The organism is Actinomadura fibrosa (assembly GCF_900659615.1).
Classification (GTDB): domain Bacteria; phylum Actinomycetota; class Actinomycetes; order Streptosporangiales; family Streptosporangiaceae; genus Spirillospora; species Spirillospora fibrosa.
The window spans coordinates 1-19,349 of the sequence record NZ_CAACUY010000076.1 but is presented as its reverse complement, the minus strand read 5'-3'; the positions used below and the strand labels follow the sequence as shown (position 1 = coordinate 19,349).

Sequence of the window (19,349 nt, the reverse complement as noted above, 5' to 3'; positions counted from 1 at the left end):
CACATCCGCGCGGCCCCTGCGCCGCCAGGTTGCCTCGGCAGCGCGCTGGGCTGCGAGGATTGCGCTGAGCATGTCTTCGCCGGTGCGCACGAGGCACCTGGCCGTGCCGAGGAGGACGACGAGATGACGCGCTCGGCGATGTGGCCGCTCTACGCGGCCGGGTTCACCACCGCGTTCGGCGCGCACGGCGTCGCCGCGAGCCTCGGCGGCGACGCGGTCACCTCGCTGCTCGTGCTCGGCGGCCTGCTGGCGCTGTACGACGGCGCCGAGGTGCTGCTCAAGCCGGTGTTCGGCACCTTGGCCGACCGGATCGGCGCCCGCCGGGTGCTGCTCGGCGGGCTGGTCGCGTTCGCGGCCGCGTCCACCGTGTACGTCGCCGCCGACAGTGCCGGGTGGCTGTGGGCGGCGCGCCTCGGCCAGGGCGCGGCGGCCTCGGCGTTCTCCCCGGCCGCCTCCGCGATGGTGGCCCGGCTCAGCCCGAAGGCCGGGCTCGGCCGCGCGTTCGGCGGCTACGGCTTCTACAAGTCGATCGGCTACACCCTCGGGCCGCTGCTGGGCGGCGTGCTGGTGTGGGCTGGCGGGCTGCGGCTGCTCTTCGCGGTCCTCGCGGTGCTGGGCGCGGCGGTCGCGGTGTGGGCGCTGGCCGTCCCGGACGTGCCGCCGCTGCCCAAGAGCCGCCAGACCGTGCTGGACCTCGTGCGGCGGCTGGCCGAGCCGTCCTTCCTCGTCCCGACGGGTGCGCTGGCCGCCGCGACCGCCGCGCTGTCGGTCGGGGTGGGGTTCCTCCCCGTGTCGGGCCGGACCGCCGGCCTCGGCACGGTCGCGACCGGCGCCGCGGTGTCGGTCCTCGCGGCGTGCGCGGCCGTCGTCCAGCCCTGGGCCGGACGGGCGCTCGACGGCGGGCGCCTCACGCCCCGGACCGGCCTGCCGGCCGGGTTGCTGATCACCGCGGCCGGCCTGGCGTGCGCCATGCTGCCTGGGCTGCCCGGGATGCTGGCGGCCGCGGTGCTGGTCGGCGCCGGGACCGGGCTCGTCACCCCGCTCGGCTTCGCCGCGCTCGCCGCCCGCACGCCCGCCGAGCGCCTGGGGCAGACCATGGGCGCCGCCGAGCTCGGCCGCGAGCTGGGCGACGCCGGCGGCCCCCTGCTCGTCGCTGGCGTCGCCGCCCTGACCACTCTCACGCACGGTTACGCCGTGCTGGCGGTGCTGCTCGCCCTAGGACCGGTCCTCGCGCTGGCCGCCGCCCGCGTCCCGGCGGCCCGGGAAGCGGCGGACGACCGCTGAGCGCGGAAATTCGGCATCGCACCGATCTGGAACACGTTCTATTCTTCGGTCATGCGGTTCACCTATGTGGAGTCCATGACCGACCCGTCGTACTACCTGCCGCTGGCGAAGGCGGCCGAGGAGGCGGGCTACACGAGCTTCGCCGTCGCCGACTCGCTGGTCTACCCGCGGGAGTCGGACGCGGTCTACCCCTACACCCCGGACGGCGACCGGACGTTCCTGGAGGACAAGGACTTCATCGAGACGTTCACGCTGATCGCGGCCCTGGGCGCGGTGACGTCCCGGATCCGGTTCACGCCGTTCGTGCTCAAGCTGGCGGTCCGGCCGCCGGTGCTGGTGGCCAAGCAGGCGAGCTCGATCGCCTGCCTCACCGGCGGACGGCTGGGGCTCGGGGTCGGGGTGAGCCCGTGGCCCGAGGACTTCACGGTGATGGGGGTGCCGTGGGAGCGGCGCGGCCGGCGGATGGACGAGGCGATCGAGGTGATCCGCGGGCTGACCGCGGGCGGGTACTTCGAGTACCACGGCGAGTTCTTCGAACTGCCCGCCGTGAAGATGTCACCGGTTCCCCCGGAGCCGATCCCGATCCTGATCGGCGGGCACAGCGAGGCGGCGCTGCGCCGCGCCGCCCGGCTCGGGGACGGGTGGATGCACGGCGGCGGCGACCCGGAGGAGCTGGACCGGCTACTGGACCGGCTGGCCGAGCTGCGCCGGGAGGAGGGCACCGCCGACCGGCCGTTCGAGGTGCACGTGATCTCGATGGACGCGTACACGCCGGACGGGGTGCGGCGACTGGAGGACAAGGGCGTCACCGACGCGATCGTCGGGTTCCGGCTGCCGTACGTGCGGGGCCGCGACACCGAGCCGCTGGAGACGAAGGTGGAGAACCTGGAGCGGTTCGCCGAGACGGTGATCGCGAAGACCGCGCCTTGACCCGGAACGAGAACGCGTTACAGTTTCGTCCATGGACGCGGTCAGCTGGGAAGCGCCGGACGCCGACCATCCCGCGCGCCGGGCGGCCCGCGCGTCGATGGACGCGGCGGCCGGCGGGCGCAAGGAGGAGTGGCTCGGGCTGTTCGGCCCGGACGCGGTCATCGAGGACCCCGTCGGCCCCTCGCTGCTCGATCCCGAGGGCAAGGGCCACCGGGGTCCGGACGGCATCGAGCGGTTCTGGGACGAGAACATCTCCCGCGTGCGGGAGTTCCGCTTCCGGGTGAGCGACTCGTTCGCCAACGGCCCGGCCTGCGCCAACGTCGTCAGCATCACGACGACGCTGGACGGCGGGGCCACGATGACGATCGACTGCGTGACGGTCTACACCGTCGACGAGAGCGGCTTGATCACCTCGTTCCGCGCCCACTGGGAGCCGGACCGCGCCATCGCCACCCTCACCTCGCCATAGGAGGCGCGCACGGCTGTCCGCCAGCGGCCACGGCGGTCCTCCCGGCGCTCGCCGGGCCGATGGCGCGGGTGCCGGGGGCTATCCTGCGGTCACCGAGGGAGGAGGGTCCCGCCGTGTCCGATGTCATCCTCATCAGCACGGACGGCACGGCCGAGGAGCTGCGGTCCTTCCGCGAGTGGCTCCGCGACGAGCCGGACGTCCGCCGCCACGCGATCGTCACGCTGGACGCCTCGGAGCCCGCGGAGCCCGGCGAGATGGGCGGCGCCCTCGACGTCGTCAAGCTGGTGATCGACACGGACTTCCAGCTCCTGAACCTCGGGCTGGCCTACCTGTCGTGGCGGAGCAGCCGCCCGCGCCCGGCCGCGGTGACGATCGAACGCGACGGCGTGAAGATCACGCTGGACGAGGCCGATCCCGAGGCCGTCGCCCGGCTGCTGCGGACGCTGGACGGGTGAGCGTGCTCCCCGACCCGTCCGCGTCGCGGGCGGTGCTGATCGGGACCAGCCGGTACACCCATCCGTCGCTGGGCGACCTGCCCGCCGTCACGGCGAACCTCGCCGCGCTCGCCGGGCTCCTGCGCTCGCCCGAGGTGTGGGGGCTGCCCGCCTCCCACTGCGTCGTCGTGGCGGACCCGGCCACCGCCGCGGAGATGATGGGGCCGATCGTCCGGGCCGCCGCCGAGGCGACCGACACGCTGCTGGTGTACTACGCGGGCCACGGGCTGGTGGCGCGGCTGGCCTCGGAGCTCCATCTGACCCTGACGGGCTCGGAGAGGGCGAACGCCTCCTACAGCGCCGTCTCCTACGGCGTGCTCCGGGAGGAGCTGGCGGGCGCCCGCGCCGAGCGCCAGGTGGTCATCCTGGACTGCTGCTACAGCGGGCAGGCCCTGGGACGGATGGGCGGCGGCGACTCGGCGGAGACGGTCGCCGACGAGGCCGTGATCGAGGGCACCTGTCTCATCGCCGCCGCCTCGGAGAACAGGACCGCGGTGTCGGTGCCCGGGGAGCGGTACACCGCGTTCACCGGTGAGCTGCTCGGCGTGCTGGGGCGGGGAGTGCCCGGCAAGGGCCCCTACCTGGACCTGGACACCCTCGCCGGGGAGATCCGGGCCTCGCTGCGGGCGAAGCAGCGTCCGCTCCCGCAGACCCGCGTCCGCAACACCGCGAGCCGACTGGCGTTCCGCAACCGGGCCTTCGACGGCCGGCACCAGCGCTGGCGCGAGCTGCTCGCCGAGGCCGAGCGCACCGCCCGCACGCTGCCCGACCCGGAGGACGGCTTCGGCTGGATCATCGCGGGCCTCGCCGCGCACGACCCCGCCGAGGCCGAACGGCTGGCCCGCGGCATCGCCGACGGCGAGCACCGGGAGTTCCGGCTGGCGCAGCTGGCCGAGGCGCTGGCCGGCAGCGACCCGGCGGACGCCGAGCGCATCGCCCGGAGCCTCGCGGATCCCGAGGCGCGGAACCGGTCGCTGCACGACATCGTCCGGGCGATGGCCGGACGGGATCCGGCGGCGGCGGAACGGCTCGCCCGCACCATCACCTTCCCCGCGCACTGGGCCGCGGCTCTGCACGGCGTGGCCCGGGCACTGGCCGAGCGCGGCGACGGGCGGGCTAGGGAGCTGCTGGACGAGATCGAACGCTACGTCCGCACGATCGACGACCCGCGGGAACGGGCGTCCGGGTTGCAGGCCGCCGCTGTGACGGCGGTCGGCCAGGATCCCCGCCGGGCGCTGGACCTGCTGGTCGAGGCCGAACGCCTCCTGGCCGGCGCCTCGGACGGCGGTCTCCAGGACGACCTCTACGGCCGGTACCTGAAGGTGAAGGACGCGCTGACGCTCATCGCCGCCCGGGCCCCGGCCGAGGCCGAGAGCTTCGTGCGGACCATGCTCGCCGATGCGGAACCCGACGATCGCGCGTTCCTCCTGGGGTCGATCGCCGGGGACCTGGCCGAGCACGCGCCCGTCGCGGCCGAACGCATCGTCTCCACCGGCGACGACCCCGCGTCGCGCCCGTCCATCGGCGTGGAGTTCGTCAAGGCGCTCGCCCGGCAGGACCCCGCAGCCGCCGAACGGGTCGTCCGCGCTCTCACCGATCCCGGCGACCGGGGGCCGCTGCTTCCCCTCATCGCCGAGAACCTGGTGGCGCGCGATCCCGGACGTGCCGCCGGGCTGCTGGCCGAGGCCGAGCGCCTCGCCCGCGCCACGTCCGCCGGACGGGCCGCTCAGCTCCCGGCCGTGGCCGGGGTGCTGGCTCGTCTCCATCCGGACCGGGCCAGAGACCTGCTGGTTGAGGCCGAGGGCCTGGCACGAGCCGGCCCGACCACCGAGACGACCGCCGCGTCCGCCGCCGGGGACCCGTTCCGGCGGAGTCCGGAGACCCTGGCGGCGGTCTGGAGGATCACCTCGCTCATGCGGGTCGCCGCGGGGTGGGCCCGGCTGGACCCCGCCCATGCCGCCGACCTGCTCGAAGAGGCGAGCCGGCTGGACGGCGCGCAACAGCACTTCGGATACGTCATGCTCACCGAGGTCATCAGGACGCTGGCCGAGCGGGACCCCTCGGCCGCCGTCCGGGCCGCCCGCCTCCACACGTCCGGCTACGACCGGGCCGAGGCGTTCAGGGACATCGTCGCGGTGCTGGCCGCGACCGATCCCGCGGAGGCCGAGCGGCTGGCCCGGGGCATCTCCGACGTCGCGGAGCGGTCGAGAGCGTTGCAGACCGTCGTCGAAGTGCTGATCGACCGGGATCCGGATCTGGCGGGACGCGTCGCGCGCGGCATCCCCGACCCGCACACCAAGATCCACATGCTGGGGTGTCTGGCTGCCTCGCTCCCATGAGCCCGGCCCGCGGCCAGGTGCCCGGCGGGGTCAGGGGGGTGCGCTGAGGGCCGCGTAGGCGCGGAGGCGGCCTGGGTCGCGGGGATCGGTCGACACCCGCAGGGCCTGCCAGGGGCCGGGGTCGTCGGGCAGGTGCGGGACGTGCTCGATCGCCAGCGCGCCGTCGGTCGGCAGCAGCCCGTCCAGGACCGCTTCGGCGAGGGTGTGGTTGACGTGGACGAGGTAGTCCTGGAGCGTCAGGTCCTGGACGGCGACGCGCAGGCGGGCGACGGTCCGTCCGGAAGGGGTGAGGGGGACGTCTAGGGCGTCCGGCCACGTGATCCTGCCCTGGACGGGACGGAGCATCCGGCGGAGGGGTTTGCGGTCCCCGGGCGGAGCCGGGTCGTACCAGGCGATCGACTCGTCCTCGGCGAGGTGGTCGGGGCGGAAGCGCGCCGCGAGGTTGTGCGGGTCGCCGGCCAGGAAGATCGTCCGGGTGAAGTCGCGGTACCAGAGGGCCCGGGTCCGCGGCGCCATCCGGGCGGCGAACGCCACCGCCGACGCCGCGAAGGCGCAGGGCGCGAGGTCGCGCAGGACGGCGATCGCGGCGACGCCGGTGCCGCCCTGCGGGGCCGCCCGGCGGGCCCGCGTGATCCGGTCGCTCAGTGTCGCGCGCAGTGTCTCCTGGTCGAGCATGGTGGCCTCACTCGGTGATGAGCCGGTCGATCTCCGCCGCCAGGTCGGCCGGGGAGGCGCCGTCGGCGAGGATCCGGTGGACGCGGACGCCTTCCAGCGTTGTGAGGGCGGTGTCGTAGCCGTTCCGGATCCGGACCAGCTGGTCGAGGCGCTCGTGCAGCTCGGGAGGCCGGTCGCGGGCGTTGACGCGTCGCTCGGCCTCGGCCGCGTCGATGTCGAGGAACACGACCGCGTCGGGGACCGGCGCGCCCAGCAGGCCGGTGAGGGCGGTGGTCCGCTCCTCGGCCGGCAGGTCCACGAGGCGCACGAGGTCGGCGGCGATGGTGGTGGGGTCGGGGGTGCGGCCGAGCCGCCGGCCCAGCGCGTCGCACCAGGCCAGGGCCGCGCGCACGTCGCCGGCGTCCAGGGCGGCGAGGTGCCGGCGGAGCAGCGCCGGACGGTCCGGCCCGGTGACGCGCTCGATGGCGCCCCGGTAGATCGGCAGGTAGGCGAGGGCGTCCACGACGGGATGCCGCTCGGAGAGCACGACCCGCGCGCCGAGCTCGTCCACGAAGAAGCGCTGCGTCACGGCGAAGGTGCACATCTGGAGGTAGAGGACGGCGAGCTTCAGGTCGGGGACGCCGAGCCGGTCGGCGGCGTGCGACATCGAGCACAGGTGCCGGGAGAGGCGGTGCAGGGGGCCGTCGGGGTTCTCGTGGGGCCGCAGGCAGGACAGGGCGGCGCGGTCCCCGGCCCCGCCGCCGGTGAGCAGCCGGATCACGGTGGACTTGCCCGACCCGTCGATGCCGACCAGGGCCACGCGGAGCGGGTCAGCCGGCATCGGCGGCCCTCCGGTCCTCCAGTTCCAGCAGGCGCAGGGTGGTCGGCACCAAGTGGTCGAGGAACGGCAGCGCGCGGTGCGTGTGCGTCATGAGGTACAGCTGGAGCCGGGTGATCGAGAAGTCCCACAGGGCCAGGCGGTACCCCTCCCTCCAGGACGCGGCGTCGGGCGGCTCGGCTCCGGCGGCGGCGAGGGACGTGCGGTGCAGTTCGAGGAGCGCGGCCACCCGGGACTCGTCCGCGTCGGCGGGCAGGACGTGGGCGAGCAGCTCGGCCACGTCGCGCTGCGGGACGTGGAGGGTCGCCAGTTCCCAGTCGTAGGCGACGAGGTCGAGGCCGGGCGTGCGCAGGGCGATGTTGCGGGGGTTGAAGTCGTTGTGCACGAGCGTGCGCGGCAGGCGTTCGAGCCGCGCCCACCACTCGCCGGCGGAGTCGATGACGCGCCGGAGCCGGCGCAGGACGTCCGGGGTGATCCAGTGGGGGTGCTCGGCGGCGGCGTGCTCCGCCATCGCCGCCCACAGCTCGCCCATCGCCGCCATCCGCTCCGCCGACTGGACGCGGCCGAGCCAGCCGCGGGCGGCCAGCTCGTCCTCGCGGCCGAGCCAGGCGGCGTGGACCCGGGCGATCCCGGCGATGGCGGCGCGCACGTGCTCGTCGCGCCACAGGCCGGGGCGGTCGGCGGTGTCCTTGAGGACGACGTCCGGGCCGAGGCGCTCCATCAGGATCACGAAGGCCTCGCGCGCGGGGTCGACGTGCACGCCGTAGACCCTCGGCAGGACGCGGGTCAGGGCGGGGTCGCCGCTCCGGTACAGGGCGGGCTCGCGCGTGTGGACGTCCTTGAACCCCGTCCAGTGGCGCCACCGGGTGTAGAGCTCGGCGAGGCGGCCGCCGGACAGCGACGCCAGCTTCGCCGCCGCGATGATCACCTCCTCGTCCAGCGGCTTCACCTTCGCGACCAGGTCGAGGTGCCCCACGCCCTGGTCCGGGGTGGTGTAGCCGACGCGGAGCGGGAACACCCCCGCGAGCTTGCGCCGGTCGCCGCGGGCCGTCATCTCGGTGAGCAGGCCGGACTGCGGGGCGTCCGCCCGCACCGCGACCTCGGCCACCCTGAGCTCCGGCTCGTCCATGGCCTTGGCGAGCAGCGGCTCCAGCAGCGGGGCGTCCAGGTCGGCGGGGGTCAGCCAGTCGACCCGGCGCGGGCGGCCGAGCCGCTCGTGGGCGTCGGCGAACTGGCCGCCCGCCACCGCGGCGAGCGTGGAGAGGTTCACCGCCAGCGCGAACCCGCAGACGATCTCCGCGAAGCGGCGCACGCCGCCGTCGCCCGCGCAGCCGAGGGCCTCCAGGCAGGCGCGCTGCCGCGGCAGCCCGGTGCCGCCGCCGACGGTGCCGACCAGCAGGCCGGGCAGCAGCAGGAACGCCCGCAGCCCGTCCCCCGCCCGCTCGACGCCGAACACGGCGCCGCCCGACTCGTAGACGCTGGCGACGTCCTGGCCGGTGGCGACGTAGACGGCCGCGATGACGTTGGCGGCGTCGATGTCGAACCCGACCATCCCCGCCTGCTGGGCCGCCGGGACCGCGATCCGGTACGTCCGGTCGATCGCCTCGGGGGTGGTCTTGAGCACCCGCCGGATCGTCGCCCGGTCCAGCGCGCACTCGGCGGTCACCCGGGTCCCCCGGCCGAGGATCGCGTTCATGTGGGTGAGCTTCTTGTCGCCGCTCATGTTGCCCTCGATCGCGAACCACGTGGGCGCCATGCCGGGCATCAGGGTGAGCCGGTCGTTGATCCACTGGCAGGCGCGCCAGGTCGCCGCCGTCGTCATGTTCTGCCCGCCCGCGTCGGCGGTCTCGTAGACGAAGCGCAGGTGGACGACGCGGCCGAGCTGGACGGGGTCGACCTCGACGAGCCGGGAGTGGCGGGAGACCGCGCCGGCCTGCTCCGCCAGCTCCGCGTGTTGACCGGTCACCCATCCGGCGAACCGGGCGGCCGCGCCGACGCCGTCGAACTCGAACGCCGGCGCGCGCGTCATCCGCTGCGCGATCACCCTGGTCTCCACGCCGCCCGCGCGGGTCACGGCCGTGGCGCCGCGGGTGGTCGAGGCGACGAGCGCGCCCTCGGTGGTCGCGAGCGGGACGGTGACCGGGCCGCGCGCCGCGTCGCCGCGGAACAGCAGCGGCCCGGCCAGCCCGACCGGCACCTCCACCGTGGAGACGTAGTTCTCGATGTTGCCGACGAGGTCCTGCGCGGGGATGCCCGCCTCGTCCAGGGCGGCGAGCGGCACGCCGGTGACGCCTCGCAGCCACTCCAGCCGTTCCCGCCGCGCCGCGTCGGTGTACTGGCCGCGGCCGGGCATCTCCTCGGCGTCTGCGGTCGTCATGACGTCTCCCCCGGCACGTCCGCCCACACGGGCGAATCGGGCCGGAAGACCCGGTCCTTCACCCGCGGCGGCCGTTCACCGGCCTGGACGCGGCGCTGCCAGTCCTGGAGGAACAGCTCCTGCGGGACGGGGACGACCGTCGCCGGCGCCAGCAACCCCTTCTCGCGCGCCCGCCGGTAGCCAGCCGACTCGTCGGACAGGCGCGCATCCAGGACGCGGGTGAAGGCTTGGAGCTCGGTACCGGTGATCCCGCCGTGGAAGGCCACCGCCGCCTGGTGGGCTGGCACGTCGCGCGCCGCAGGATCGAGTCGCCATGTCAGGTTGCGGACCTCCAGCCCGGTGTCGGCGACCGCGGCGGCCGTCGCCCGCAGCACCTCGTACTCCCGCAACCGCTCGTCCGCCGCCGAGAGCGTCCCGTCCCGGCCGCAGTACTCGATGCGCGGCGTCCGGCCGACGAAGCCCGCCACCCGGACGATGTCCCTGGTGGCGCAGCGGTACAGCCCGCCGAGATGGGACAGCACGACGTGGTAGTCCCGGCCCTCCTCCACCTCGTGGGCCAGCAGCGTCGGCGAGTCGCCCCGGATCTCCTCCTCCACCGGGACGAACTCGTAGAAGCAGGACGGCGTCGTCAACGCTCCTGCCGTCATATGCCGGTCCACCGACGCCGTCAGCGGCCCCTCGCACGACCCCAGGGGCGCAGGCAGCACCCTCACCTGCGGGCCGTACTCCTGCGCGACCCAGGGGAGGTAGAGGCGCGCGACGTAGGACGTCCAGGCGAGCACCACCTCCAACCTGGGCCACAGGTCGGACGGCCGGACCGTCCCGGACCGGTGCGCGGCCCGCTCGATCGCCCGGGCCCGCTCGGGAGCCGGGTCCCCGAACGGCGCCCCGCCCAGCGTCCCGTCGTGGATCTCCTTGGCCATGCGCTGCCACCACAGCCCGAGCTGGTACGGCAGCGCCGCGGCGATCGCCGGGTTGACCGCGATGACGGCGCGGACGTCGTGCTCGGCGGCCAGCCGCAGCCGCAGGTAGGTGCGCTCCCACGGATCGGTGTCGTCGAACCGCTCCGGAAGCCTGCTCCAGGGCGCCCGGTTGCCGAGCCCCGTGGCGACGTCCTCGCCGATCCGCTTGTAGTCGATCTGGCTGGGGCCGATGTGCGGCTGCCCGCCTTCGGTGCGTCCCATGCGGGAGAACGGGTCCTGCCACATGTTGAGGACGGAGTCGTCCGCGGCCGTCATCCCGGGATGGTGCTCGACCGCCGTCGCGAGCCCGGCGAAGTAGAAGGGCAGGAAGCTGCGCTTCAGGTAGCTCACGGTGACCGGGATCCGCTTCTCGACCCCGGTGGTGCCGCTGCTGGCGAAGTACACGATCGGGTCCTCGGCGGAGAGGACCCCCGGCTCCCCGCCGATGACCCGGTCCAGCCAGGGCGCGAACTCCTCGTGCGCGCGGATCGGCACGGCGGCGCGGTAGTCGGCCACGTCCCGGATGGACGAGAACTTGTGGGCGCGGCCGAAGACCGTGTCCGTGTTCGCCTCGACCGCGGCGGCCAGCACCCGCGCCTGCACCGCCTCCGGATCGGCCAGCGCCTCGCGGAGCCGGGCCTGCTCCTCGCCCGTGCGGCGGCGGAAGTCGGCCGCGGGGCCGGGCGAGGGCGGGCCGGCGGTGGATGTCGCTACTGAGTCCTGCACGCGCATGGCCTTTCGTCGGTGCGTTTCGGGAGGTCGTGAGGCGGAGGAGGTCTACAGGAGGACTTCCTCGATGAGGCGGCGGGACGGGCCGCGGCCGTCCTTCGCGAGCAGCCGGCACGTCAGGCGGTACGGGTCCACCCAACCGGACGGGGTCAGAAGGCGGCGCAGCTCCCCGGCGGTACCGGCGTCACGGCCCGCGGGGGCGTCGTAGTTCGCGGGGGCGTCGTGGTCCGCGCGGGCGAGGAGGCCCTCCGCCCGCGTCATCGCGCGGTGGAGGAGGCGGAGGTCGACCGGGCTCCCGCCGGTCCGTTGCAGCGTGTTGATGAAGTAGATCCGCATGCCCAGGCGGTAGACGTCGGGACCGACCTGGTCGAGGCACAGCGCCGCCAGCTCGTCCAGCGCCGTCCCGGCCCAGCCGCCGCTTCGGCTCGACCCGGCGGCCCCCGGGATCGGCACGCGGCCGAGCGCCAGCCGGGACGTGCGGGCGCCCAGCGCGCCGAGAATCCGCTCGACCAGCACGTAGTCGTGCCCGATCTCCTCGTCGTGGACCAGCAGGACCCGGTCGTACTCGGCGATCCGCGGGACGAGGTCGCGCAGCACCATCAGCAGGTAGTTCGCGTGGCCGTCCGCGCTGACGACCGGGCGCAGCGGCATCCCCCAGCGGGTGCCGTCCAGGTAGGCCGGTCCCCCGAACCGCCGGTGGTCCAGGCAAAGGTGCCGGTCCGCGAGCAGCCCGATGAGCTCGTCGACCGTCAGGCGGTAGGGCCGGTCGGCGAAGAAGCCCGGGTCGAGCACGTGCAGCAGTCCGAGCTGATCGGCCCACGCCCGCAGGATGCGCTCGCTCGCGGGATGGACCCAGCCCTGCTCGGCCCGTTCCGCGTACGGACGCAGCAGTGGGTACGGGGGCGCGGGCTCGGCGTGCGCCTTCACGTACAGCTCGCCAAGCTCGTGCACCGAGAGCCCGGCGAGATCGGCGTCGCCGAACGTCCGGTCCAGGTACTCCCAGTAGCGGAGCGCCTGCCCCGCCAGGCAGGCCGAGCGCGTGTTCCACAGGTACTCGACGTCGCCCAGCGCGCGGGTGCCCCGGTACAGGGCGTCCACCCACAGGAAGCCCTTCGTGTGGGTGGGGAGCACCGGCTTCGTCGGGGTGATCGTGACCGGCGCGAGAAGCAGCCGCTCGCCGTCTCCGGCCCGGTCGCTGGAGGCACGGTCGCTGGGAATGGCCGACCAGCTCCTTTCCATGGTCAGCGCGGTTCGGTGACCGGTTCGGTGACCGGTTCGGCGGGCGGTCCCTCCGGTCGCGGAGCCGTCCGGACGTCCCGGACGCACAGCAGCGCGACCAGCCCGCCGGCGGCGGTGACGGCGGCGGCGACCAGGAAGAGGCGGTCCAGGCCCGCGACCGACGCGTGGCGCAGCGCGGACGCGACGGCCGGCGGCATGCCCGGCGCCCCGTCCACCGCGCGGCCGCCGGCGATCGCCTCGGCGGCGGTGCCGAGCCGGTCCGCCGCGGCGGTGCCGCGCAGCTCCCGTCCGGCCCGCGCCGTCGCGGTGTGCTGGTAGACGGCGCCGAGCGCGGACACGGCGAACGCGGTGCCGACCTGGCGGAGCGCCATGATCACCCCGCCGGCCATCCCGGCCCGGCGCGCGTCCACGCCGCGGACGGCGACCTGGTTGAGGACGGTGGAGCTCGCCCCGAGGCCGACGCCCACCAGCGCGAGCCCGGCCGTCACCACCGTCCATCCCGAGCCCGCGTCGAGCGCGGTCATCAGGAGCAGCCCCGCCGCGATGAACGCGGCCGTCCCGGCGACGGCCCACCGCGTCGGCACCCGGGCGACCAGCGTCGAGGACGATAACGCCGAGAGCAGCGCGGCCACTCCGAAGGGGAAGAGCAGCAGCCCCGTCCGGAAGGGGCCGAGCCCGCGGATCTGCTGGGCGTACAGCGACAGGTACGTGGCGGCGGCGACCACGGCCCCCTGGTTGACGAGCGCCACCAGCGCGTTCGCCCCGTACCCGCCGTCGGCGAACAGCCGCGGGTCGATGAGCGGGTCGGCGGCCCGGTGCTCGGCGACCGCGAAGGCGGCCAGCAGCGCGCCCGCCGCGCCGAGCAGGGCCAGCACCAGCGGGTCGCCCCAGCCGTCCCCGCCGGCCCTGACGCAGCCCAGCACCAGTGCGAACAGCGCGGCCGTGAGCGTCGCGGTCCCCACGCGGTCGACGCGGCCGCGTCCCCGGGCCTCGGGACGGGGCAGCCGCCGCCATCCCGCGACCAGCACGGCCGCGCCGACCGGCACGTTGACCAGGAAGACGGCCCGCCAGCCCGCCAGGTGGGCCAGCGCCCCGCCCAGCAGCGGGCCGAGCGCGATGGCGCCGGCGACGGTCGCGCCGAAGACGCCGACCGCGAGGTCGCGGTCCCGCTGCCGCGGGAAGACGTCCGTGATCAGCGCCAGCGCGATGCCGAGGAGCATCGCGCCGCCCGCCCCCTGCACCGCGCGCGCCGCGATCAGGGCGTCGGCCGCCGGCGCGAGCCCGCAGGCCAGCGACGCGGTGCCGAACACCGCCGTCCCGGTCAGGAACACCGTCCGCCGCCCGAAGCGGTCGCCGAGGGTGGCGGCGGCGAGCAGCAGCGCGGCCAGCGGCAGGACGTAGGCGTCGACCACCCACTGGAGCGCCGCCAGACCGGCGTCCAGGTCCCGCTGGATGTCGGCGATCGCGACGGCGACCACGGTGATGTCCAGGACCATCATGAACGTGGTGGCGCAGACGCAGCCCAGCACGGCGTACCGGTTGATGTCGATCACCCCCGTAGGTCGGTGGACGCCGCGACGGCACGTCGGCGGAGGCCGCCGCGCACGATCCCCCGTGCGGCCGTGGCCCCGTCAGGCGCCGGGGCCGACGCGCGGCATGCCGAAGCGGAACTTGGCGAACCCGTCCGGCATCGTCCTGGCGTACTGCGTGTTGAACCAGATCCTCAGCAGGTCGCGGTGGCGTCCGGGCGCGTCGCGGTAGCCCGTCCGCGCGTGCACGGTGATGTTGTTGTTGACGAACTGGAGGTCGCCGGGCCGCAGGTACATCGTCACCTGGTTGCGCTCTTGCCCCGCGATCTCCTCGAACCGGTCGAGGGCCAGCCGCTCCACCTCGGACAGGGCGATGCCCGTCTTGTCCTGCGCCGACTCGATGTAGTGGCGGACGTAGTACCGGCAGCTCAGCTGACCGTCGAAGAACCCGTAGACGGGATTGCGGTAGTACGGCGCCTCCCCCGTCTCCTCCTCCGCGCGGCGGTCGTAGACGAAGCCGGCGTAGTAGATGCCGAGCAGCTCGCGATGGTGTTCGAGGAGCTCGTTGTGGATCGTCATCGAGCTGGCCAGGATGCTCGCGCCGCCCGACTCGGCGTCGCACAGGCACAGCAGCCCGGTGATGTCGGAGCTGTCGGTGTGGAAGGGGACGACCTCGCTCGTCTCGTAGATCCGCACGGCGTTGGCGCTCAGGTCGCCCTTGCCGTAGTCGGTCACGTGCGAGATCAGCTCGCCGCGGCCGTTCTGCGAGACCGCGGTCCCCATGTGCGCCACGATCCCCCAGTACAGGAGGCGCGTCTCCGCCGGGGACAGGTCGAGGGGGATCCCGCGGAGGACCGCGAACCCCCTGCCGAACTCCAGGTCCCGCGTCAGCTCCTTCAGCCTCGGCCCGAGGACGGGCAGCGGGAAGTCGGCGGCCGTCACGTCCGGCAGGGCCCGGCCGACCGGGATCCCCCGCACGGCGTCGAGCAGTTCGCCGCGCTCGGCGGGGCCGAGCTCGACCAGCCAGTCCTCTTCCCGCACGTCGGCGCCCACCCACGCGCCTGCGCCGGTGATGCGTTCCTTGCAGATGCTCATGCGGACGGGTGTCTCCCTTCTTCCGCCGCCGTCCCCGCCGTCCCGCCTCGAAGCCCCCCGGCTTCGGCCGTCACCGGCCCATGCTCACCGACGCCGCGTCTCGCGCGCGAGACATCACCCGGTCCGGCGCCAGAAGACGCTGTCTCTGTCGATGCGCACGATCTCGTCCTCGATCCCGTGGGCCTGGCGGTAGTCGTGCACCGCTTCCCTGCACGAAGGGATCCGGTAGTCGTCGACGATCACGAACCCGCCCGCGGAGAGCTTCGGGTAGAGGTACCGGAGGGCGTCGGTCGTCGAGTCGTACAGGTCCCCGTCGAGCCGGAGCACCGCGAGCCTGTCGACCGGCGCGGTGGGCAGGGTGTCGCGGAACCAGCCGCGCAGGAACCCGACCCGGTCGTCGAGCAGGCCGTAGCGGGCGAAGTTGGCGCGCACCTCGTCGAGCGGCACGGCGAGGACGTCGTTGTACCGGTCGAGGCGCATCCGGCGGTCCACCGCGTGTTCCGCCTCCTCGGTGTCCGGCATGCCCTCGAACGAGTCGGCGACCCATACCCGGCGGTCGGTGACGCCGTGCGCGGCCAGCACACCGCGCATGAGGATGCACGCGCCGCCGCGCCACACGCCGGTCTCGATCAGGTCGCCGGGCACGCCGTCCGCGAGCACCTCCTCGACGCAGTACTGCAGGTTGTCGAGGCGCTTCAGGCCGATCATCGTGTGCGCCGTCCGGGGCCAGTCCGCGCCGTTGGTCCGGCGTTCGAGGTCGAACTCCTCGCCTCTCATGAAAGGAGCCCGGGTGTTCGGGGCATCCTCGTAGATGACGTTGGCGAGCGTTCTCTTCAGTAATCGGAGATAGAGGTCGCGTGCCCCGGGTTCCGGTGCCGCGCCTCCCTCGGGCGCTTCCTCGATGAGCGCGTTGTCCATGGTGACCGCCATCCTCCGTTGCACTTTTCCGCCGGGCGTCCCGCCGGCGGGACGGGCGCGGCCGCGCCCGTCCTCATCGTTCGCCGTACGGGGTGACCTGGTGGTAGGCGAGCCACCACTTGCCGTCCCGCCGGACGTAGACGCTCGTGACGCCTCCGGCCAGCGTCGGCTGCCCCTCGCGGCGATGGGTCATGTGGTAGACGACCAGGCCGCTGTCCTCGGTCAGCCGGATCACCCGGGGCGACTCGATGTCGTACTCCAGCACCGGCGGGGCCGCCGCGGCCTCCTTGAGGCAGGTCTCCCGGTCGATCATGCAGAGCGGCTCCATGACGGTGAGGCCGCCGTCGTCGAGCAGGCGCTCCCGGAAGTAGGCGTCGCGGCCGGTCGGTGCCGTCATCGCGTCCCACAGCCCGTACTCCAGGGTGAGCAGGGTGTCGTCGAAATCCATCCGGCCTTCTCCGCTCGGCTCCGCGGCGAGCTCGCGCGCGGCGGCGTCGCCTGATCGCGGGGAGGTTCCTTCCCGTCCCGCCGGTGATCCTTGCAGCATTGCCGGGACGGCGGAACACGCGGGCGGCCGAGGCCCCCGGGACGGCGAAGGGCGGCGATGCCGATGCCGGACGACGCCGGCGGCCCGCGGGGCGGCGATCCGCGCCCGGGTCCCGCCGACTCGCTCGTGGACGTGCCGGGCGTGCGGGTCGGCCAGGTCCAGCGCCGGGGCGGCGGCTGGCGGACGGGCGTGACCGCCGTCCTCTTCCCGCCGGACGGCGCGGTCGCGGGCGTCCAGGTGTCGGGCGGCGCGCCCTGCACCCACGAGACCGACCTGCTCGACCCGCGCAACCTGGTGGAGCGCGTGCACGCGATCAGCCTGTCGGGCGGATCGGTGTTCGGCCTGGCCGCGACCGGCGGGATCACCGACTGGCTGGCCGACCACCGGCACGGCCTGCCCGCCGGGCCCGACCCGGCCGAGGTGATCCCGCTGGTGCCGGGGGCGAGCATCTACGACCTGGGCCGCGGGGGGCGGTTCCGCGCCGTCCCCGGAGCGGAGATGGGAGCCGGCGCCTGCGCGGCCGCGACCGGCGGGCCGTTCGCGCAGGGGTCCGCGGGCGCGGGGACGGGCGCCGTCGCCGGGGGGCTCGCGGGCGGCGTCGGGACGGCCAGCCAGGTCACCGCCGCCGGCTTCACCGTCGCGGCGCTCGCCGTGGTCAACGCCAGCGGGTCCCCGGTCGACCCGCGCACCGGTGAGCTGTACGGCGCCCGGTACGGGCTGCCCGGCGAGTTCGCCGGCCTCCGGCGGCCCGGCCGCCCCGAACCGGTGCTGGTGACGACGGGCTACCGGAAGGTGCCCCGCAGCACCACGCTGGCGGTGCTCGCGACGGACGCCCGGCTGGACCGCGGCCGCTGCGGCAGGCTCGCGGTGGCCGCCCACGACGGCATGGCGCGGACCGTCCGGCCCATCCACACCCTCCTGGACGGCGACGCCGCGTTCGCCGTGTCGCTCGGCGAGCGGGAACCGGACTTCGCGGCGTTCCACGAACTGCTCGGCGCGGCCGCGGACGTCTTCGTCCGCGCGGCGTTGCGCGGCATCCTCCACGCGGAGGGATGGCCCGGCGTCCCGAGCTACCGGGAGGCCTATCCGAGCGCCTTCCCGGCCTGACGCCGGCCGCGCGGCACGTGCGGCCGGGACCGTCCCGTGCCGTCGACGGGACGGGCAACGAGACCCGAGGACGGGCACCGCCTCGCCGGAGGCCGTCCTCACGAGCCGGACGCCTCCGAGAGGCGACCTGAAGGGAACGGTTCATGGCCCGCCGCCCCGCCCACGACGTGCTCATCCTCGGTTCCGGCCTGGCCGGGTCCATCGCCGGGGCCTGCCTGGCCCGGGCCGGCCTGGACGTGCTCATCATCGACGCCGGGCACCATCCCCGGTTCGCGGTGGGCGAGTCGACGATCCCCTACACCTCGACCATGACGCGGCTCATCGCCGAGCGGTACGGCGTCCCCGAGATCAAGCACCTGTCGACGTACGAGTCCGTGCAGGCGCACATCAGCACCAACTGCGGCGTCAAGCGCAACTTCGGGTTCCTCCACCACGAGCCCGGGAGGCCGCACGACCCGGCCCGGGCCCACCAGTTCCCGATCTCCAAGATCGCGCACACCGAGAGCCACTTCCTCCGGGCCGACGTCGACCACTGGCTGGCCCGGCTCGCCCAGCGCTACGGCGCCCGGCTCCGTGAGGACACCCGGGTCGCCGACGTCCGCGAGTCCGACGAGGCGATGACCCTCGTCCTGGCGGACGGCGAGGAGATCGAGGGCCGGTTCCTCATCGACGCCAGCGGGTTCCGCTCCCCGCTGGCGCAGCGGTTCGGCCTGCGCGAGGAGCCGACGCGCCTCCGCACGCACTCGCGGTCGATCTTCACCCACATGACGGGGGTGGCGCCGTTCGAGAGCACGCTTCCCTCGCCCCGGTCGCACGGCAACCCCAGCCCGTGGAGCGAGGGCACACTGCACCACCTGTTCCCCGGCGGGTGGATGTGGGTGATCCCGTTCGACAACCACGCCAGGGCGACCAGCGACCTGTGCAGCGTCGGGATCAGCTACGACCCGCGGATCCATCCCAAGCCCGACGACGGCCCGCAGGCCGAGTTCGACCGCTTCCTGGCCGACTACCCCGACGTCCGCAGGCAGTTCACCGGCGCGGAGGCGGTGCGGCCGTGGGTGTCGACCGGCCGGCTCCAGTACTCCTCCACCCGGACGGTCGGCGCGCGCTGGTGCCTGACCGCGCACGCCGCCGGGTTCATCGACGCGCTGTTCTCCCGCGGGATGCAGAACACCATGGTGATCCTGCACGCCCTCATCTGGCGGATCATCGACGCGATGCGGGACGACGACTTCACCGTCGAGCGCTTCAAGGCCGTCGAGGAGCTGGAGCAGGGGCTGCTCGACGTCAACGACTTCCTGGTGGCGGGCGCCTACACGTCCTTCGGCCACTGGGAGCTGTGGGACGCGTGGTTCCGGATCTGGGAGACGGGGCAGGTGCTGTCCACGATGGAGGTCGGCCGCGCCTACGCCCGGTTCCTGGCCGAACGGGACCCGCGGGTGCTGGACCGCCTGGCCCGCATCGAGGCGGACGGCGCGCTCCCCGAGTACCCGCCGGTCCGCGAGCTGATGAGCGAGGCGGACCGGCTCGTCCGCGACGTCCAGGAGGGACGGCGCGGGCCCGCGGACGCCGCCGCGCAGATCTTCGCCCGGCTGGCCGAGGCGGACTTCGTCCCGCCGCCGTTCGGGCTCGCCGACCGGGACCGGCGCTGGTTCTCCGTCACGCCCGCGCGGGTCGCCCGGACGCTGCTCTGGGCGCGGCTCCAGGCGCCGCCGGAGATCGGCCGCCTCTTCGCCGAGGGCATCGGCCTGGCCATCGCGGAGGGGTTCGCCGCCGCCGGTGCGAGCGTCGTCGTGGCCAGCCGCAAGGCGGACGCCTGCGCCGAGACGGAGGCGCGG

The 19,349-nt window shown here is 74.6% G+C and carries 16 protein-coding genes; 7 read left to right on the top strand and 9 right to left on the bottom strand.

Features of this window, described 5'->3' with window-relative positions; translation table 11 throughout:
• Positions 1–123: 123 nt before the first annotated feature.
• The 5 genes from E1300_RS24355 to E1300_RS24335 all read left to right on the top strand — a co-directional run bounded on the left by E1300_RS24355 (position 124) and on the right by E1300_RS24335 (position 5,516).
• A complete protein-coding gene (locus tag E1300_RS24355) occupies positions 124–1,284 on the top strand; it encodes an MFS transporter (RefSeq protein ID WP_207399925.1) in 1,161 nt (386 codons plus the stop codon).
• A 51-nt stretch (positions 1,285–1,335) separates the two neighbouring features.
• Complete coding sequence (locus tag E1300_RS24350) at positions 1,336–2,214, top strand: TIGR03619 family F420-dependent LLM class oxidoreductase (protein WP_131759380.1); 879 nt, start codon at positions 1,336–1,338, stop codon at positions 2,212–2,214.
• Between the two features lie 31 nt (positions 2,215–2,245).
• Entirely contained in the window at positions 2,246–2,683 is a 438-nt protein-coding gene (locus tag E1300_RS24345) for a nuclear transport factor 2 family protein (protein ID WP_131759379.1), read from the top strand.
• 113 nt (positions 2,684–2,796) lie between these two features.
• Complete coding sequence (locus tag E1300_RS24340) at positions 2,797–3,138, top strand: effector-associated constant component EACC1 (RefSeq protein WP_131759378.1); 342 nt, start codon at positions 2,797–2,799, stop codon at positions 3,136–3,138.
• A complete protein-coding gene (locus tag E1300_RS24335; RefSeq protein ID WP_131759377.1) occupies positions 3,135–5,516 on the top strand; it encodes a caspase, EACC1-associated type in 2,382 nt (793 codons plus the stop codon). The genes E1300_RS24340 and E1300_RS24335 overlap by 4 nt, the downstream gene beginning before the upstream one ends.
• A 30-nt stretch (positions 5,517–5,546) precedes the next feature.
• Here the strand turns inward: E1300_RS24335 and E1300_RS24330 are convergent, their stop codons facing one another.
• From E1300_RS24330 to E1300_RS24290, 9 genes are all read right to left on the bottom strand, one after another.
• Entirely contained in the window at positions 5,547–6,191 is a 645-nt protein-coding gene (locus E1300_RS24330) for a DUF6182 family protein (RefSeq protein WP_131759376.1), read from the bottom strand.
• Positions 6,192–6,198: 7 nt separating this feature from the next.
• A complete protein-coding gene (locus E1300_RS24325; protein ID WP_131759375.1) occupies positions 6,199–7,011 on the bottom strand; it encodes a hypothetical protein in 813 nt (270 codons plus the stop codon).
• Positions 7,001–9,385: a hydroxymethylglutaryl-coenzyme A reductase family protein gene (locus E1300_RS51690; RefSeq protein WP_207399924.1), complete on the bottom strand. Its 2,385-nt coding sequence runs from the start codon at positions 9,383–9,385 to the stop codon at positions 7,001–7,003. The genes E1300_RS24325 and E1300_RS51690 overlap by 11 nt, the downstream gene beginning before the upstream one ends.
• Entirely contained in the window at positions 9,382–11,073 is a 1,692-nt protein-coding gene (locus tag E1300_RS24315; RefSeq protein WP_165502974.1) for a GH3 auxin-responsive promoter family protein, read from the bottom strand. The genes E1300_RS51690 and E1300_RS24315 overlap by 4 nt, the downstream gene beginning before the upstream one ends.
• A gap of 51 nt (positions 11,074–11,124) precedes the next feature.
• Positions 11,125–12,315, bottom strand: coding sequence for a hypothetical protein (locus tag E1300_RS24310; protein ID WP_131759373.1), 1,191 nt, complete (start codon positions 12,313–12,315; stop codon positions 11,125–11,127).
• Positions 12,316–12,317: 2 nt separating this feature from the next.
• On the bottom strand, positions 12,318–13,868 hold the full coding sequence (locus E1300_RS24305; RefSeq protein WP_131759372.1) for an MFS transporter: 1,551 nt from the start codon (positions 13,866–13,868) through the stop codon (positions 12,318–12,320).
• Positions 13,869–13,946: 78 nt separating this feature from the next.
• A complete protein-coding gene (locus tag E1300_RS24300; RefSeq protein ID WP_131759371.1) occupies positions 13,947–14,939 on the bottom strand; it encodes a TauD/TfdA family dioxygenase in 993 nt (330 codons plus the stop codon).
• A 114-nt stretch (positions 14,940–15,053) separates the two neighbouring features.
• The gene (locus tag E1300_RS52685) at positions 15,054–15,869 is read right to left on the bottom strand and encodes a TylF/MycF family methyltransferase (protein ID WP_242619375.1); all 816 of its coding nucleotides are present in this window, start codon (positions 15,867–15,869) and stop codon (positions 15,054–15,056) included.
• Positions 15,870–15,930: 61 nt separating this feature from the next.
• On the bottom strand, positions 15,931–16,305 hold the full coding sequence (locus tag E1300_RS24290; protein WP_131759370.1) for a nuclear transport factor 2 family protein: 375 nt from the start codon (positions 16,303–16,305) through the stop codon (positions 15,931–15,933).
• Positions 16,306–16,461: 156 nt separating this feature from the next.
• On the opposite strand from E1300_RS24290, the gene E1300_RS24285 reads away from it, so the two are divergent.
• Together E1300_RS24285 and E1300_RS24280 are read left to right on the top strand one after the other, a co-directional pair.
• Positions 16,462–17,511, top strand: a complete 1,050-nt coding sequence (locus tag E1300_RS24285) for a P1 family peptidase (RefSeq protein ID WP_242619374.1) — start codon at positions 16,462–16,464, stop codon at positions 17,509–17,511.
• A gap of 143 nt (positions 17,512–17,654) precedes the next feature.
• Positions 17,655–19,349 (top strand): NAD(P)/FAD-dependent oxidoreductase (locus tag E1300_RS24280; protein ID WP_131759369.1); only part of this gene is annotated, 1,695 nt, incomplete at its 3' end.